This window comes from Pseudomonas sp. 06C 126 (genome assembly GCF_001855215.1).
Taxonomy (GTDB): domain Bacteria; phylum Pseudomonadota; class Gammaproteobacteria; order Pseudomonadales; family Pseudomonadaceae; genus Aquipseudomonas; species Aquipseudomonas proteolytica.
In genome coordinates, this window is sequence record NZ_MIFU01000095.1 from 38,683 (window position 1) to 54,790 (window position 16,108).

The following is a 16,108-nucleotide window of genomic DNA, read 5'->3' on the forward strand; positions in this document are numbered from 1 at the left end:
TAGGGCGCCATCGCCGGCAAGCCGGCTTCTACAACGAGGGCCGCTCCTGTTTCAGTCGCCAGCCGCCGGCCCGTTGACGCTCGTGCCAAAAACCGGCGTAGCGCCCGTTGTGGGTGAGCAACTGATGGTGGGTACCCGACTCCACGAGGCGACCTTCATCGAGCACCAGGATCTGATCGGCAGCCATGATGGTCGGCAAGCGATGGGCGATCACCAGCACGGTGGCGCGCTGGATCAGCGTGCCAATGGCGGCTTGCACGTAAGCCTCATTCTGCGGATCGAGTGCCGCCGTGGCTTCATCCAGCAGCACAATCGGCGCGCGCTTGAGCAGGGCACGCGCCAGGGACACGCGTTGGCGTTCACCGCCGGACAGGCTGGCACCCCCTTCACCGACCGGGGTGCCCCAGCCTTGTGGCAGGCGCGCGACGATCTCATCGACGCCAGCCAATGTTGCCGCTTGCGCCAACTGCCGAGGGCTGGCATCCGGGTTGCCGACGCGGATGTTGGCCTCCAGGCTGTCGTCGAACAGATACACTTCCTGCATCACCAAAGACAGCTGCCCCATCAGGGCTTCGCTGGACAGCGCGCGCACATCCACGCCGCCCACCTTGACGCAGCCCGAGCTGGCATCGAAGAAGCGCATCAGCAGGCGGGTGACAGTGGTCTTGCCCGAGCCCGACGCGCCGACAATCGCGGTCATCGTGTTGGGCTGGGCGCTGAAACTCAGGTTCTTGAGCACCGGCGGGCCACTGGGGTAGGCAAAGCCCACGTGTTCAAATTCGAGGCTGCCGGGGGCGGTCATGGGTTGGCTGTGCGTCGGTTCCGTCAGCGGTGGTTGGCGCAGGATGCTCACCAGTTGCTCCAGGTCGTTGCCGGCCATACGCAACAAACCACTGCGCGCGGCGGCCTCCGCCAGGGGCCCGACGAACCGTGCGGCCAGGGCCAGCAAGGCCACCAACTCAATGGCGTCGATCTGTTGGGTCACGGCCAGGGCAATGCCTACGCCAACCAGCAGGGCGAACGCCAATTGCACGCTCAGGCCTCCGGCCAGCAACTTGGGAAAGGTCTGCGCCAGCATCGAGCCCCCGGCCTGTTGTTGTGCGTGGTTGGCCGCCTGCAACGGCCGATAGCCGCCCTGGGCCTGGCCAAAGGCGCGCAGCACTTGCTGATAGCGGGCAAATTCCACCACGCGGTTGCCGGCTTCGCTGGCGGCAGCTTCGACCCGCGCGTCATTGGCGCCAATGGCATTGGCCGACCAATGATGGGTGAAATAAATCAGCGGCGCGCACAGCACCGCCGTCAGCCCCAGTCGCCAGTCAAACACAAACAGGGTCAGCGCCACGGTGGCAGGTACCACCACGCCGGACACCACCGGACCCAGATAATGGGCAAACAACCCGGTGACCATCAGCGTGCCGCTGGTGGCGCTACGCGACAGTTGGCCGACCTTCTCGCTGTCGAACCAGCCCAGGGGCAGGCGCATCAGGTGCTGGCCAAGGCGCTCATGCAAAGTGGTAAGCACCAGCAGCGCCAGGGCGAACCCCTGCATCGCCTGCTGGTAGTGGGCAATGCAGGTCAGCACCACCATCGCCGCGAGGCCGGCGAGCCAGGTCATGGCCGTCGGCAGGTCGCCGGCAAACAGCGCGTGGAGGATCGGCACCAGTAACGCCACCGCCAAGCCTTGCAGCATGGCACTGGCCACCAGCCAGGCGAGGTAGCGATACAGGCGGGTGGCGTGGGCCGGGCCTAACAAGGTCGACAGGCTGCGGATCATAACGAGGCCTCCAGCGCGCTGGCGTGCCATAACCGAGAGTAGGCGCCGTTGGCCTGCAGCAGTTGCTGATGGCGACCACATTCCACAACGCGACCCTCATCGAGCACGACGATTTGGTCCACATCGCGAATACTCGCCAGGCGATGGGCAATCACCAGGACCGTGCGCCCGCGCGCCAGCGCAGATAGCGCATCCTGGATCAGCGCCTCGGATTGCGGGTCGGCGTGGGAGGTGGCTTCGTCGAGGACTAGCACCGGGGTGTCCGCCAGCAGCGTACGGGCGATTGACAGGCGCTGGGCCTCGCCGCCGGAAAGAATCGCGTCTTCGCCAATCACGGACTGATAACCCCGGGGCAGGGCCAGGATGCGCTGATCAATCTGCGCCGCGCGGGCGGCCGCCTGCAATTGCTCATCGCTGGCACCGGGGCAGCCCAGGCGCAGGTTATCGGCCACGCTGCCATGCACCAGTTGCGCATCCTGCAAAACAAAACCGATGTGCCGGTACAACTGCCCCGGGTCGATCTGCCGCACATCGACACCGCCCACCAGCACCCGGCCAGCGTTGACGTCATGAAAACGCGGCACCAACTTGGCCAGGGTCGATTTACCGGCACCGGAGCTGCCCACTAAAGCGGTGATCGTACCGGCCGGGCAATACAGGTCGATGCCCTTGAGGATCGGGTGCGCGGCGTCGTAGCCAAACTCGACCTGTTCGAACCTCACATCGTGCCCCACCGGTTCGCGGCAGCGGTCCGGCGTGGGCAGTTCTTCTACGTTCAACAGGGCTTCGATCCGCCCGGCGGCGGCCTGGGCAGTGCGCTGGGCGGCCAGGCTCTGGTTGATCACCAGCAGGGACTGTGGAATGACCACCGCCACCAGCGTTTCGGCAAACAATTGCAGTGGGGTGATCCAGCCGCGACTCAACCATAGGCTGCCCACCCCCAGGCTCACCAGCAGAATCACCGGCACGCTCAGGGCCATGGACGAAATGGCCTCCAGGCGCAGCAAGGGCCGCACCCAGCCGGCGTACTGCTGGCTGAACTGGTTGACGGCCTGTTGATAGCCGCGATGGGCCTGGCCGACGCGACCGAATGCCTTGACTACGGCAATCCCGTGGACGAACTCGACAATGGCTGCGCTGATACGGGTCATGCTCTGGTCCAGCAACTGCATCTTGCTGCCGAAGCCGCGCATCATCAGGGCATAGGCCAGGCTATAGAGCGGCAGGGTCAGCACTGCCAGCAGCGCCAGTCGCCAGTTCAGGCTGGCCAGCCACACCAGCCCTGCCAGGGGTGTGACGATGGCGGCGGTACGTTCCACGGCGTGGTGGGCGATCAGGTGATGCAGGTCTTCAAGATCGTCCTGGACTACCTTGCGCACGGCGCCGGAACTCGACTCGGTGTACCAGCCCAGCGGCACGCGTGCGAGCTTGCCAACCAGCGCTTCGCGCAGGCTGGCTTGCAAGCGATGGTCGGCCAGGTGTGTCAGCCACAGGGCGGCGCCGCAGGCCATCCAGCCGACACTCAGGGCAATCACCACCCAGCCGGCGCACAGCCACAGGGCTTGCGGTTCGGCAGTGCCGGCCAGGAGCAGGCGCGCCAGTTCGGTCAAGGCAACATAGGGCACCAGGTTCACCAAGGCCCCGACGGCGGCGAGCGCCACGCCAAGGCGAATCAGGTGGTTGACCGGGCGTTGCAGGGTGTCTAGGGCGCTAGTCATGGGATTTCCGTTGGCGTTTACACGGGCAACGATGCTAATCGCTGTCATGTTGGCCGCTACCCGTATCGAGTCGTTTGCCCCTCCCATCCGCATGCCGGTGTCGGGCTTGAGCAGCGCTGCTGTGGGCCAAGGCGCTGGTGACTGCACGATACGGTTGGAAATTGACTTGAATCGGGTAGAGCGCACCCGCGTGCGTGGCTACCGTCCCGGGCTGTCCCTCTTAAGGGCAATCATTCCCAAACAAGTGCCGCCCGGCAGGCCCGCTGTCCCTGGATCGGGAGCCGGTATCGGCGCGCTGCCCATGGAGTTGCAGATGTCAGTCGATTCGGGTTTGCAGGTGCGCGGCCTGCGCAAGCGCTACAACAACGGCGTACAAGCGCTGCGCGGCGTGGACCTGAGCGTCGGCCCCGGTATGTACGGGTTGCTCGGCCCCAATGGCGCCGGCAAAAGTAGCCTGATGCGCACCTTGGCGACCTTGCAGCAGCCCGACGCGGGCAGCATCCATCTGGATGGCGTGGATGTGCTGGCCGACTCCAACCACCTGCGTCGCCGCCTTGGCTACCTGCCGCAACCACTGGGGGCATATCCGGGCGTCAGCGCACGCGACTTGCTGGACCGCTTCGCCTGGCTCAAGGGCCGTACCGATAGTCGCCAACGCCGCGCAGAAATCGAAGGCCTGTTGGCCAAGGTCAATCTGCAGGATGCTGCGCACCGTGCGCTGGCCACTTATTCGGGAGGCATGCTGCGCCGCTTTGGCATCGCCATGGCGCTGGTGGGTTCGCCGCGCCTGCTGATTGTCGATGAGCCGACGGCGGGCCTTGATCCGGCGGAGCGCAACCGGTTTCACCGGGTGTTGGCGGACGTTGCCGCTGAGTCGATTGTGTTGTTGTCGACCCATATTGTCGAAGACGTCGAGAACCTGTGCAGCCGCCTCGCGGTGTTGGCTGGCGGGCAGATCCTGGTGGAGGGCAGCCCTCAGGCGTTGCTGGGCGCGGAGCAGGGGCGCCTGTGGACGGCGTCGTTTGGGCGCGGCGAAACCTTGCCGGCGGCCTTGCACGTGGCGGCCAGCCCCGAGGGCAGTCGGGTGATTGTGCAGGGTGAACGGCCGGCCGACCCACGCTTCATGCCCCACGCACCGCGCCTGGAAGATATTTATTACCTGGCGCTGGCCCAGGCCGGCGAGGCGGTCGACGCATGAGCACCTTCGCCCTGATGATGCGTGAAGCCTGGGTGGAAGTGCGCGCCGGGCTGCGCAGTGGTATTCCCTTGCTGGTGTTTCTGGGCCTGGCCGGCTACCTGTTGATGTCCCTGACCAATGCCGATTACGTGCAGAAAATGGGCGCCAGCGACATCCCGCGCAATGCCCCGAGCCTGATCTACTTGATGGCCTGCGGCTGTATGTTTTTCCTGTTTTTTGCCTGGGCCTGGGTGTTCGCCCAGCCCGCCCTGCGGGACCGCAAGGCGCAATTGGAGGAGGTGTTGCTGGCACTGCCGGTGTCGTTGCCGGCGTTGTTATGGGGGCGTTTCATCGGCGCCGCGGTGGTCGGTGGGCTGCTGGCCAGTTCGCTGATTGTCGGTTTCTTGTTGAGTCCGGTCCTCGCCTGGCTGGGTTGGGTGCCGGCGGCGAGTATCGGCGCGCCGGCCTGGTTGGCGCTGGGCTTTGCCTGGGTGGCGTTGCTGTTGCCGGTCAGTACCGGTGTGGGCGCTCTGTATTACTGGCTGGCGCTGCGCAGCCGGGGCCTGGCCGCGCCGTTTGCCCTGGCGACGGTGTTGATGTTGCTGTGGATGTTCGCGGTGGTGGTGCTCAAGGGTGGGCATATCAACCCGATGCTGGCGGCCAGCCTCGATCCGTCGCTGTTTACTTTCGCCCAGGCCCAGGTTGAAACCTGGACCGCAGCGCAAAAATCCCAGGCACTGCTGGACCTCACGCCGGGGTTCTGGCTCAACCGGGGCCTGTGGTGTGTGCTGCCGCTGCTGCTGTTGGCCTGGTCCCTGGCCCGCGCGACGCGCCAGGGCTTGATGGGCCGGCGCAGCGGTGCGGTACTGGCAGAGCCACCGATGCAACTGGCCCTGGATGTGTGCTTGCCTGGCCCGGTGTTGACCAGCCACTGGTCGCGGGCGCTATGGCGCGAAACCTGTTGGCAGACCCGCCAGGTATTTGCACGCAAGGTCTGGTGGCTGGCCCTCGGCCTGCTGGTGGTGATGGGCGTGCTCAGCGGCCTTGTGCATGGGGTGTGGCATGCCCATGGGCCGATGGTACCGCGCGCCGACTTGACGTTGCCGCTGCTGGCCAGCGCGTTGTTCCTGGTGATTGCCTTTATGGTGGCGGCGCTGGTGGGCCTGATCTGCCGGCGTGATGATGTTGAGGGGCTGGGGGCAATGCTGCACGCCACGCCGGCGCCCGTGTGGTTGCGTACCTTCGGTCAGGTGCTGTGTGTGGTGCTCGCCACGCTGGCGCTGGCCTTGGTGCCTGGCATCGCCAGCCTGGTGATCAGCGCGGTGGTTGCGCCAGCCAGCCTGGCCCCAGGGTTTGCGCTGATCTACTCGCTGTTGGTGTTCGCCCCGCCATTGTTGGAGTTGGCGATGCTGACGGTGCTGGTGCATGCGCTGATCCGGCGGTCCGGCCTGGCATACGCCACGTCGATGTTGCTGACGTTTTTCCTGGTGCTCAATCACGAACTGGGACTGGTAAGTTACCCGGCCTATGAAATGGCGATCCCGGGCCACGTGGCGTTGTCGGCGTTGACCGGCTGGGCCCCATGGCTGGCCTATCTCGGCACGCTGGCCAGTTGGAAGCTTGCGCTGTGCCTGGTGCTGGTCGCACTGGCGGCGCTGGCAGTGCCCCATGGACCGGAGCGGCGGCGTCTTGCCGACTTGGGTGCGCGGCTACGGGGCGTGCCCGGTGTGTTGCTGGCAGTGGGTGTGCTGGTGATGTTCGGCAGCGGTAGCGTGTTGCACCGCCAATTGGTGGTACAGGGCGATTACCAGACCGCTGCCCAGGCCCGTGCCGACAGCGCCGCCTGGGAGCAGCGCTGGCTGGGTGGCGCGGGTGCCTTCCAGGTGGCCGGCGGGCAATTGCAGTTGCAGATCGACAGTGCCCAACGCCACGTGCAGGGGCAATGGACCCTGGAGGGCGTGATCGCCGCCAACGGTCACCTGGATGCCGAGTTACCAGTGGGGCTGCAGGTGACGGACGCCAGGGTGATGGGCCAGCCGGTGGTGGTTGAGCAAGCCCATGATCATCTGCGGCTGGCCCTGGGTGCCTGTGCGTCGAGCGGTTGCCAGGTGACCTTGCACTGGACCCTGAGTGCCAGCGGTTGGTCGAGCGAGGGCGAGGGGATCTGGCTGAGCCCTCGGGCGGTATGGCTGCAAGCGCGGCAGGTGGTGCCGCGCCTGGGCCTGGACCCGGAACGTGGCTTGCGTGCGCCAGTACAGCGTCTGGCCGCCGGCTTGCCTGCTGTGGCACCCGTGCTGCCCGAGGGGGCGGCGGTGGCCGCGCAAGCGGTTGCACCGGCCGGGGCCTGGCACTGGACCATCGACGCCCAGGGGCAGTCCCTCAGTGGTCGCAGTGAACAGCCGCTGGATTTCGCCTATGCCCTGACCTCGGCGACCGTGACCCATGAACTGGACGGTGTACGAGTGCTGGCCGATGCCAGTCGCCAGACCACCGCCCGCGAGGTGCGCGAGGACCTCGCCGCCATGTCTGCCTGTGTCGCGCAGCATCTGGGCGCCAGTCCACCGGTCAGCGAGGTGAGCCAATGGCCCAGCGGCATGGGGGACAGTCGCCTGAGCAACGACCACCTGCTGCTGGCCCAGACCCCGGACTGGGACGTGGCGCCAGCCGGCGTCGGGCGCTGGGCACGACGCGCCCACATCGCCGAACTGTTGGCCCGCCAGCGACTGCTCAGCGCCAGCGACCTGCGCGAACAACCGGGTCATGTATGGCTGAGTCAGGGGGTTGCCGGAGCGCTGGGTTTGCTGTGTGTCGGCGAAGTCGACGGTCCCCAGGCCCGTGCCGCACTGATCGGGCTCAAGGCCGATGACCTGACCCGCTTGCTGGGCAGTGACGGCGAGCCGATCGGCACCCTGGCCAACGCCCGGCAGCAGGGCTGGGCCGCGCCTTATGCGGCCCTGGCCAGCCTCGACTGGGCTGCCAGCCAGAGCGCTGCCCAACTTCTGGACATGACTGCACAAATCCGTACAGGCCAGGGATGGCCCCCCTTGATTCAAGGGCTGCTGGGTGCGCCCTCGGATCAGGTGATCGCCCAGGCGCGCCAGCGTTGGGGCACGCCGCAATGAACCTATCCCTCTCTTATCTGCCTGGAGCTTTGCATGCTTGATCAGTGGCTACTCAAACCGTTACACCACCCGCAGGGTTGGCGCGCCAACGTCCTCACCCAAGCCCTGGCGCTGGCCTTGTCCAGCCAGGCGTGCAGCGCGTTTGCGGCCGACTACCAGCCCCCCGCGCAGGCCCTGGAGCTGGCGCCGGTGACCGTCAGTGCGCGGTTGAACCAGGAAAGTGCCAGGGATATTCCCTTTGGCCTTTCGGTGCTTGACGAGCACACCCTGCAAACCCGGCGCCTGCGCACCCTGGAGGACGCGTTGCGCGGCACCCCGGGTGTGGATGTCAATTCCTGGGGTGGAGCGAATGACGCCAATGTGCGGATTCGTGGCGTGGGCTCGCTGAACCAGATGAGCATGGATGACGGCTCGGTGGTGCTGAACGTCGATGGCGTTCCGATGTCGGTGCGCAACGCAGCCATGGCCACCCTCGATGTGCAACAGGTCGAAGTGCTCAAGGGGCCCCAGGGCACCTTGCTGGGGCGCAACAGCGAGGCCGGGGCGATCAACGTCACCACCCGCAAACCCACCCGTGAGGTAGAAGGCTACGTGCGGGGTGAAGTCGGCCAGCAAGGCCAGTTCATGAGCGAAGGCGCGGTGGGCGGCCCCTTGACCGAGACCCTGGCCGGGCGCATTGCGGTGCGTCGCAGTGGCTTCGATAACTGGGTCGACAACCAGCAGGATGGCGACCCGATGACCACGCCTCGTGACCTGGCCTTGCGTGGCAGCCTGCTGTGGGACAACGACGCCGGCACCACGGGGCTGCTGGTTGCCGAACGCCAGCGCGCCGAGCACTACGCTGGCCTGGAAATGTTGCGGCCCTTTGGCAACAGCCCATGCCTGGACTACACCCCCGGCGTATTTGACGGCAACCAGAAGACCAATGAGCGCTATTCCTTTGAGCTCAACCACGATCTGGCGCGAGCGCGGATCACCTCGATCACGGCCTACACCAGCACCGACTTCAAGGCCGTCAAGGGTTATGACCGCAACATCACCCGTGCACTGTACGGCTCACCCTTTGAATACCTCATTGAGGACTCGGCCCACGAACGGGTCTGGAGCCAGGACCTGCGCCTGGGCTCTCTGCCAGAGGCCGAAGTGTTCTGGGTGGGTGGGGTCAATCTGTCCCGTTCCGAGCGCAATTTCGACTCGAGCAACTTCACCAACGGCGCGCTTCAGCAACGTGAGTTCAGTACCAACAGCTACGCGGCGTATGGCGAGATCACCTTCCCGATTGCCGAGGACTGGAAACTCACCACCGGCCTGCGCCACACCTGGGATCGCAAGACCTACGGCGGTGAATATACGAGTGCAGGCAATCAGGCCAGCGACAGCCGCCAACTGCAAGACAACTACAGCACCGGGCGCGTGGCGCTGGCCTATGCGTTGACGCCGCAGACCAATCTCTATGCGGTGCTTTCCCGTGGCTACAAGTCTGCCGGCTTCAATGATTACGCGACCTCGGTCGCGGACAGTGAGCCGTACAAGGCGGCCAAGGTGAGTGCGGCCGAAGTGGGGTTCAAGCATGAAAGCGAGGGCGGTGCGTTGAGCCTGGAGGGCGCGTTGTTCTTCACCCGGGTACGCGATGACCATTTGTTGGGGTATGACTTCAAGACCGTGGCCGTCAGTGCGGTGAATGCCGACACTCGCAGCAAGGGTGCCGAGCTGTCGAGCACCTGGCACGTTACTGATCAACTGACCCTGGGCAGTGCCGTGAGCTACACCAACGCGCTGGTGACCTCCGATGCGCCGGGTGTTTCTGGCGGCGACGTGGTGGCAGGCAGCCGAGTGCCGGACGTGCCGTTGTGGAGTGGCAACTTCAGCGTGGCCTGGCACAAGGATCTGCCCAACCTCCTGGGCCTGCCGGCACCGCGGCTCAATACATTGCTCAATTACCGCCTGCAGAAAAACCGCCCGGCAGACCCGCAGAACCACTATGACCTCAAGGGCTATGCCAAGCTGGACCTGCACCTGGGCCTGGAAAGCGGCGGCTCGGAAGTCTACCTGTGGGGCGACAACCTGCTGGATGCGCGCTATGACTTGTACGGTTCGTACTCCACCGACCAAGTACTGACCGGGATGCCGGCCAGGGGACGGTCGGCGGGCGTGGGTTACAGCTATTCGTTCTGACAGAGGCTTAGCCAACAAACCTTGTAGGAGCTGGCTTGCCCGCGATGGCCATGAGTATCTACACAACTCTTTGATGGTTCTTGGGGTTGGGTACATATCCCCAGAAGAGAGAGTTGTGTAGATACTCATGCTGCGATGGCGTCGGCGCTGTCAAGGATGTTGGCTGACCTGCCGCCTTCGCAGGCAAGCCAGCTCCTACAAGGGGATTGATCAGAACTGATAGGTGTAGCCGACGCCCAGGGTACGACGGCGCGCGGGTGCGCCGTAGGCCACTGGGTCGCTGTAGAAACCATAGGTGTCGTAGGTCTGGTTCAGCAGATTGTCGGCATAGGCATACACCTCGCCGAACTTGCTTTGCAGGCCGGCGCGCAGGTCGAGTTTCTCGTAGTTATCCAGGTTGAAATGGTTCTGCGGATCGGCCGCCCGTTCGCCCACCAGGTGGTAGTTGAGGCTGGTGGTGAGGGTGGTGTCACCCAGGCCGGCGAAATCGCCCAATGGGTGTTCCCAGGCGACGTTGAAGTTGCCACTCCAGCGGGGTACATCCGGGGTCCGGTTGCCGGCGGCGACGTCACCGGCCTGGATGCCATTCACAGCACTGGTGATTTTCGCGTCGAGGTAGGTGGCACTGGCGGCCACGGTCAAGCCGTAGTCGAAGCGCCAGCTGCCTTCCAGTTCGGCGCCACGGCTACGGGTGTCGGCATTGAAGGCGTTGGTGGCGAAGGTTGCGGCGTCGTACCCCAGCAGATGGTCGTCGTGTACGCGAGTGAAGAACAACGCGCCGTTGAGGCTGCCACGATGGTCATCGGTTTGACTTTTGAAGCCCAGTTCGGCTGCCTTGCTGACAGCCGCCTTGTAGGGTTCGCTGTCGCTGACCTGTGACGCGTAATCATTGAAACCGCCGGATTTATAGCCTCGCGCCAATTGCACATACACGTTGGTTTGTGGGGTAAGCGCATAGCTCAGGGCGGCGCGACCGGTGCCGTAGTTGTCCGTGAGTTTGCGTGAGTCATTGACTGAAGCATTTGCAGAGAAATACTCGCCGTCATAGGTCTTGCGGTCCCAGGAGTGACGATAGCCGGTGGTCAGTTTCAACTGCTCGGTCAAGGGGAAAGTGACTTCGCCGTAGCCGGCATAGGTGGTCGTGGTGAAGTCGCGAAACTTGGCGCCCGAGGTGCCGTAGGTATTGCGCGGGGTGTCGTAGGTGCGCTCGTTGCGCGCGGCGGCCAGCCCTGTGACCCAGAACACCTCGGCGCCCGGCAGGGAGCTCAGGTGCACGTCCTGGCTCCAGGAGCGCTCAAAGGATTTGTCCACCACCCAGAACTCGCTGGGGGTGCCATAGAGAGCGCCCATCAGCTTGCTGTCATAGGCGATCAGCCCTTCGAAGTCGGCGGTGGAGGTGGCGCTGGTTGAGGTCAGGCGGCTGTTGGCGAAGTCATGTTCGACCTTGATCGCATAACGTTCGGTGGTCTTGTAGTTGTCGTCGAACAGGCCGGGAGTGAGGTCCAGGCTCGGGTCGCTGCCGTATGGGCGCAGCACCAGGGAATTGGTGGCGCGGGTGGTCTTCTGGCGCTCGGCGCTGAACAGCGCGCGGGTGTCGTCGTTGATATCCCACAGCAGGCTGCCCCGGTACGCTTCGTTGCGGGGTTTGGTCTGGGGGTGATGGGTCTGGTCGTTGTCGATCCAACTGTCGTACCCGGCCCGGCGCACCGCCAGGCGGCCGCTGAGGTTGTCGGTAAGCGGCCCGCCCACTGCGCCTTCGGTGAGGAACTGGCCTTGCTGGCCGACTTCGCCGCGCACATAACCTTCCAATTCGCGAGTCGGCTGGCGTGTGGTGATATTCACCGCGCCGGCTTGGCCAATCGCTCCGGACAAGGTGCCCTGGGGCCCCTTGAGGACTTCGATGCGGTCCACATCCAGGGTTTCAAAACCCAGGCTGCGTGATGAAACCGGCACACCATCGATATTGAACGCCACCGAGCTGTCATCCATTGACATCTGGTACAGCGAGCCCACGCCACGGATCAGCACATTGAAATCATTGGGCCCGCCGGAGGAGTTGACGCTGACCCCGGACGTGTTGCGCAGGGCGCTCTCCAGGGTATCAAGGCGCTGGGTGCGCAACTGTTCGCCGCTGATTACGCTGAGGCTGATCGGTACTTCCTTGGGGTCCTCTTGCTCCATGCGCGCGGTGACGGTCGAAGCCGGCAACTGCACGGTTTGGCTGACCGTGTCGGCCAAGGCTGAATGAGTGAGTGTGCAACCGATAAGAGTTGTTATAGTATAACGAATGTACGGTGATCCACGGCTGGTCGTCGATGGGCTGGGTGCAGACATGATGGGGCCTTGACTGAGGTTTCGGGCAATGCGCGTCGCGGCGGGCGACGGCGGCTAAGGGAGCAACTGCAGCGCGTCAGATGCTAGTGATTATCAATTGCGCGCCTCTACCCCGATGTGGTCTGATTCGAGCCGTATCCGGTCAGCAAGGAGATCCAAGATGTCAGCCACTGAGGAAGAGGCGCGGGCGTTCATGCCTGTCTCGCGGATTATTGCCGACGGTTACGGGGGCGATTTCGGGCCCGGCAACCAGTGCCGGGTCACCCGCGTGACCTTGCAGGGCGGGCTGGATATCGTGCGCTGGCAAAGCACCTTCGAGCACCCGGTAGAAATGCCCCTGCACGACGATAGCGAGCGCATCCACTTCAGTTTTACCAACCTGCTCAAGGGCAAGGCTTCCTGCAGCTTCCGCGATGGCAGGCGCCAGCGCCGCTATGTCATTGACCAGGGTTGCGGCAGCATCAGTTACGGGCGTTGCCGCGACGGCCTCTATCAGCAGCAGGGCGAAATCGACAACATCACGGTGATGATTCATCCCGACCTGTTGACCCAGTGGGACCTGGAGATCGATCCGAGCCTGTACAGCGCGCTTGCCTGTGACCATTGCTTTCTTGACGGCCACCGTAGCGGCGAAATGACTGCCACTGCCCACCAGTTATCCAATGCCCTGGCGTACGCGCCTGGCCAGCCTCGCAGCCGCTTGTGGCTGTATGGCCAGAGCGTGACGCTGGTCAGCCTGTTTCTGGAAGCGCGGCGCAGCGTGGACTGCGCCTGTCGCCTGAGCGCCCTTGATCGTCAACGCCTGCTGCGCGCCCGCGAGCGCTTGCTGCTTGACCTGGGCAAAGCGCCCAGCCTGTCTGAACTGGCCCGCGAATCCGGAATGAGCCAGCCCAAGTTGACACGCGGGTTCCGCCAGCTGTTCCTCAACAGTGTGTATGGGGTGTTCCAGCAAGCCCGCATGACCCAGGCCCGCAGTCGCTTGCTGGAAGGTGACGAGTCGGTGATGCGCGTGGCCTCAGACCTGGGCTATGCCAACGCCAGCCACTTTGCCACGGCATTTCGCAAGCAATTCGGGATCAATCCATCCCTGCTCAAGCAAGGCGGGCGCAGCGCCTCGTTGCTGCGGCCTTCCCCTGAGTCGTAAGCGGCCTACGGCGCCTCGGTACGCGGCTTGTTCACGGACCGGCTGGCCAACAGCCCCAGCTCAAACAGAATCCACATCGGCACCGCCAGCATGGTTTGCGAAAACACATCCGGCGGGGTCAGCAGCATGCCCACCACAAAGCAGCCGACGATCACATACGGCCGGCTTTTTTGCAGGGTCTGCACGTCCGTGATCCCGGCCCAGATCACCAGGAAGGTGGCCACCGGGATTTCAAATGCCAGGCCGAACGCCAGCAATAGCGCGAGGATGAAATCCAGGTACAGGGCGATATCGGTCATCATCGCCACGCCGTCCGGAGTCACGCTGGTAAAGAAACCGAACATCATCGGGAACACCAGGAAAAACGCGAACGCCATGCCCGCGTAAAACAGCACCACACTGGCGGCCAGCAACCAGGCGGCGGTGCGGCGTTCCTGGCGGTACACCGCCGGCGCAATCATGCCCCAGGCCTGGTGCAGCAACAGCGGCATGCTGATGAACAGGGCGATCATCATGGTCAATTTGAGCGGCGCCAGAAACGGTGAGGTCACCCCGGTGGCGATCATGGTTGCGCCGCTGGGCAGGAAGTCGCGCAACGGTTGCGAGACAAAGCTGTACAGCTGCTGGGCAAAAGGGAAGAGGGCGCAAAACACCAGGAGGATCGCTAGGACGCAGCGCACCAGGCGCGAGCGCAACCGGGTCAGGTGGCCGGTCACCGACAGGCGCGGGGCAGGCAAGGGCAGGTCGCTCATGGGGCAGGTTGTCCTGGGGCAGTGGTGGGTTCTGGCAGCGGTTTAGCGTCCAGGCGGATGCCGTCGCGCAGTTGCTGTTCCAGTTGCCGCAAGGGTTGCTGATCGATGCCCTGCAACAGGTGTTCGTGGTCCAGTTCCTGGGTGACCTGGGCCTTGAGCGTATTCATCGCCCGCTTGGCCCGGCCCAGCCACAGCCCGGCATTGCGCGCGGCAATCGGCAGGCGCTCGGGCCCCAGTACCAGCAGCGCCACCAGGCCCACCAGCAACAGTTCGCTAAAACCGATATCGAACATCAGTGCTTACTGTCGGCAGGTGGCTGAGGTTCGGTTTGCGCCTCAAGGCTGGTCTTTTGCGCCGCTTGGGCACCGGGTTCGCTGCCCATGGAGGAGCGAAAGCCCTTGATCGCTTCACCCACATCACTGCCCAGGCCCTTGAGGCGCCGAGTGCCGAACAGCATCATCACGATCAGCAGCACGATGACCAGTTGCCAAATCCCTATACCACCCATATCGACACTCCAAGCCATTGATTTGAAATATGAAGGCGCAGTTTGCCGAGGCTTTATGACGCTGCGGTGACGTTTTTGCGGGAATTGTGTGAGCCTGCCACCTGGTTGAAACATCCGGTGTGTTGACTGTCGCCAGGTTCTCCATAAAAGGTGGCGTGGCAATGGACAGGAAGCGGCAGCAGGGCGCGGCGTTGTTGATGGTGCTGGTGGCCCTGGCCATGCTCGCGGGCGGCATGGCCTGGATGGTCGAGCAGGGGCGCCAACAGGTCGATAGCGTGCGGCTGGTGCAGCAGCGAGTACAGGCGCGGGCGATCGAGCGGGCGGCACTGGCCTTTACCGAGCAGGCCCTGCAAGACCCGTTGTGGCGCGCCAGCCCGTTGTTCTGGCAGGCCATGCGCGGGCAACCGTTGGCTTATGACTTCAAGGGTGGCAAGGCGAGCATCCAGATTCGCGACCTGCACACCTGCTTCAACGTCAACGCGCTGATCGGCCCCGAAGCCGAGCGCGCCCAGCGCCAACTGGTGCATCTGCTGGGAGCCGACATGGCCGCCGAGCGCCTGGCCCAGACCCTGGCCGACTGGCTTGACGCCGACCAGCAGACCCGCCTGCAAGGCGCCGAAAGCAACGAATACCTGCGCCAATCCCCCCCACGCCTGGCGGCCAATCAACGCATGCGCGATATCAGCGAGCTGAACCTGTTGGCGGTGCCCGACGCGCTCCGGGCTGTGCGCTATCCGCAATTGTGCAGCCTCGACGAGACCGCAGGCTGGCGGCTGAACGCCAATGCGCTGAATCTGGAGATGCTGCCGCTGCTGGATGCGTTGTACGAGGGCGAGGTCTCGCGTTCGGTGCTGACCCGGCTGATCAGCGCGCGCCCGGCAGGGGGCTATCGTGATGCGGGCGAACTGCGTCAGGCCCTGGGGGCGATGGATGACGCGATGTTCGAGCGGCTGAGTGAAGGGTTGCAGCTCAACGGTGACCACTTCCTGTTGCAACTGGAGGTTGATCTGGATGGCCAGCGCTTTCGCAGTCAGTACCGTGTCGAAGCCCAGGGTGTGGTGAAGTGGCATGCGCGAGTGCCGGCGCAGGGCATGCTGTTGCGCTCGCGGGAGCCGTTGCCGTAGCGGTAAACAATGTGGGCGGGCTTGCCCGCGATGGCGGTGGCTAGATTCCATAGAACTCTTTGATGGTTTTTGGGGTTGTGTACATATCCGTTGCTGCGGCCATCGTGGTTTAACGGGGCGCCCAAGATCAAAAGCAGAGCAACAGCAACAACAAAGCCAGAGCGCGGAGCTGCATTCCCCCGTGGGAGCTGGCTTGCCTGCGATAGCGGTGTATCAGCCGATAAATATATTGACTGATCGACCGCTATCGCAGGCAAGCCAGCTCCCACAGGTATACGCG

The 16,108-nt window shown here is 64.3% G+C and carries 11 protein-coding genes; 5 read left to right on the plus strand and 6 right to left on the minus strand.

Features of this window, described 5'->3' with window-relative positions; genetic code table 11:
- Positions 1 to 28 precede the first annotated feature (28 nt).
- Together BHC62_RS17980 and BHC62_RS17985 are read right to left on the minus strand one after the other, a co-directional pair.
- The gene (locus BHC62_RS17980) at positions 29 to 1,774 is read right to left on the minus strand and encodes an ABC transporter ATP-binding protein (protein ID WP_070995702.1); all 1,746 of its coding nucleotides are present in this window, start codon (positions 1,772 to 1,774) and stop codon (positions 29 to 31) included.
- Positions 1,771 to 3,492, minus strand: a complete 1,722-nt coding sequence (locus tag BHC62_RS17985) for an ABC transporter ATP-binding protein (RefSeq protein WP_070995703.1) — start codon at positions 3,490 to 3,492, stop codon at positions 1,771 to 1,773. The genes BHC62_RS17980 and BHC62_RS17985 overlap by 4 nt, the downstream gene beginning before the upstream one ends.
- Before the next feature lie 313 nt (positions 3,493 to 3,805).
- Here BHC62_RS17985 and BHC62_RS17990 point away from each other — a divergent pair, with 313 nt between their 5' ends.
- From BHC62_RS17990 to BHC62_RS18000, 3 genes are read left to right on the plus strand one after another with little or no spacing between them, the layout of a single operon-like run.
- Positions 3,806 to 4,690, plus strand: a complete 885-nt coding sequence (locus tag BHC62_RS17990) for an ABC transporter ATP-binding protein (protein ID WP_070995704.1) — start codon at positions 3,806 to 3,808, stop codon at positions 4,688 to 4,690.
- Positions 4,687 to 7,791 (plus strand): hypothetical protein, encoded by a 3,105-nt coding sequence (locus tag BHC62_RS17995; RefSeq protein WP_070995705.1) that lies wholly within the window; start codon positions 4,687 to 4,689, stop codon positions 7,789 to 7,791. The genes BHC62_RS17990 and BHC62_RS17995 overlap by 4 nt, the downstream gene beginning before the upstream one ends.
- 33 nt (positions 7,792 to 7,824) lie before the next feature.
- Positions 7,825 to 9,966, plus strand: a complete 2,142-nt coding sequence (locus BHC62_RS18000; protein WP_070995706.1) for a TonB-dependent receptor — start codon at positions 7,825 to 7,827, stop codon at positions 9,964 to 9,966.
- A gap of 210 nt (positions 9,967 to 10,176) precedes the next feature.
- On the opposite strand, the gene BHC62_RS18005 is transcribed toward BHC62_RS18000, so the two are convergent.
- Positions 10,177 to 12,180, minus strand: coding sequence for a TonB-dependent receptor (locus BHC62_RS18005; RefSeq protein ID WP_256324380.1), 2,004 nt, complete (start codon positions 12,178 to 12,180; stop codon positions 10,177 to 10,179).
- 280 nt (positions 12,181 to 12,460) lie between these two features.
- Here BHC62_RS18005 and BHC62_RS18010 point away from each other — a divergent pair, with 280 nt between their 5' ends.
- Complete coding sequence (locus BHC62_RS18010; RefSeq protein ID WP_070995707.1) at positions 12,461 to 13,444, plus strand: helix-turn-helix transcriptional regulator; 984 nt, start codon at positions 12,461 to 12,463, stop codon at positions 13,442 to 13,444.
- A gap of 5 nt (positions 13,445 to 13,449) precedes the next feature.
- Here the strand turns inward: BHC62_RS18010 and tatC are convergent, their stop codons facing one another.
- Genes tatC through tatA form a run of 3 tightly spaced genes read right to left on the minus strand, consistent with a single transcriptional unit; the run spans position 13,450 to position 14,704 of the window.
- A complete protein-coding gene (tatC, locus tag BHC62_RS18015) occupies positions 13,450 to 14,196 on the minus strand; it encodes a twin-arginine translocase subunit TatC (RefSeq protein ID WP_029300586.1) in 747 nt (248 codons plus the stop codon).
- Positions 14,193 to 14,489, minus strand: coding sequence for a Sec-independent protein translocase protein TatB (gene tatB / locus BHC62_RS18020; protein ID WP_029300588.1), 297 nt, complete (start codon positions 14,487 to 14,489; stop codon positions 14,193 to 14,195). Before tatB ends, tatC begins: the two co-directional genes overlap by 4 nt.
- Complete coding sequence (gene tatA, locus BHC62_RS18025; protein ID WP_070995708.1) at positions 14,489 to 14,704, minus strand: twin-arginine translocase TatA/TatE family subunit; 216 nt, start codon at positions 14,702 to 14,704, stop codon at positions 14,489 to 14,491. The genes tatB and tatA overlap by 1 nt, the downstream gene beginning before the upstream one ends.
- A gap of 161 nt (positions 14,705 to 14,865) precedes the next feature.
- On the opposite strand from tatA, the gene gspK reads away from it, so the two are divergent.
- Entirely contained in the window at positions 14,866 to 15,828 is a 963-nt protein-coding gene (gene gspK, locus BHC62_RS18030) for a type II secretion system minor pseudopilin GspK (protein WP_029300592.1), read from the plus strand.
- Positions 15,829 to 16,108: the final 280 nt, after the last annotated feature.

Bases quoted from the DNA above. Each gene is read 5' to 3' on its own strand.
- BHC62_RS17980 (WP_070995702.1), bottom strand. From the start codon at position 1,774: ATGATCCGCAGCCTGTCGACCTTGTTAGGCCCGGCCCACGCCACCCGC.
- BHC62_RS17985 (WP_070995703.1), bottom strand. From the start codon at position 3,492: ATGACTAGCGCCCTAGACACCCTGCAACGCCCGGTCAACCACCTGATT.
- BHC62_RS17990 (WP_070995704.1), top strand. From the start codon at position 3,806: ATGTCAGTCGATTCGGGTTTGCAGGTGCGCGGCCTGCGCAAGCGCTAC.
- BHC62_RS17995 (WP_070995705.1), top strand. From the start codon at position 4,687: ATGAGCACCTTCGCCCTGATGATGCGTGAAGCCTGGGTGGAAGTGCGC.
- BHC62_RS18000 (WP_070995706.1), top strand. From the start codon at position 7,825: ATGCTTGATCAGTGGCTACTCAAACCGTTACACCACCCGCAGGGTTGG.
- BHC62_RS18010 (WP_070995707.1), top strand. From the start codon at position 12,461: ATGTCAGCCACTGAGGAAGAGGCGCGGGCGTTCATGCCTGTCTCGCGG.
- tatC (WP_029300586.1), bottom strand. From the start codon at position 14,196: ATGAGCGACCTGCCCTTGCCTGCCCCGCGCCTGTCGGTGACCGGCCAC.
- tatB (WP_029300588.1), bottom strand. From the start codon at position 14,489: ATGTTCGATATCGGTTTTAGCGAACTGTTGCTGGTGGGCCTGGTGGCG.
- tatA (WP_070995708.1), bottom strand. From the start codon at position 14,704: ATGGGTGGTATAGGGATTTGGCAACTGGTCATCGTGCTGCTGATCGTG.
- gspK (WP_029300592.1), top strand. From the start codon at position 14,866: ATGGACAGGAAGCGGCAGCAGGGCGCGGCGTTGTTGATGGTGCTGGTG.